Here is a 419-nt window from a genome sequence, read left to right as displayed (position 1 = left end):
GTATTAGTCATTCCAACGAATGAAGAGGTTATGATCGCCCGTGATGTGATGAGATTGGCGAATTTAGCGTAAAAAAGGTGTCCGTATGGGCACATTTTTTATTGATGTATGCGATTTGTAACGGTTTGATTCATTCGATACCAAATCCATAAATCGTTAATGATGGACGCGAGCGCTGCAATTTCAAAGTTGAGCGTGCATGAGCGAGCGAAATCATTTTCTTCTCCAAGCTGTCGTTGCTTTTCATTAATTTGTTGTTCTAGCTCGATAATTCGATCAGGAATTTTGCCACGAATCGTCTCCCATTCTAATAAAATTTCTGCTTGTTCTTCTTTTGTGTACATGTCCCATTCTTTTTGTAAATGTGGCAGGCGAATGCCAAGGCGTTCATCATATATAAAATGTGCACTCATATTATT

The 419-nt window shown here is 38.7% G+C and carries 1 protein-coding gene; it reads right to left on the bottom strand.

The genetic code is table 11. The annotated features are described in order from the left end of the window. Positions 1 to 98: 98 nt before the first annotated feature. Positions 99 to 413 carry a hypothetical protein gene (locus ETC02_RS17050; protein ID WP_012574186.1) on the bottom strand — a complete coding sequence of 105 codons (315 nt, stop codon included), beginning with the start codon at positions 411 to 413 and terminating at the stop codon, positions 99 to 101. Positions 414 to 419: the final 6 nt, after the last annotated feature.

It is taken from the genome of Geobacillus sp. DSP4a (assembly GCF_013096875.1).
In the GTDB taxonomy this organism is placed as follows: Bacteria; Bacillota; Bacilli; order Bacillales; family Anoxybacillaceae; genus Geobacillus; species Geobacillus thermophilus.
Note: the sequence above shows the minus strand (reverse complement) of the source record. Positions and strands in the feature narration are given on the sequence as shown.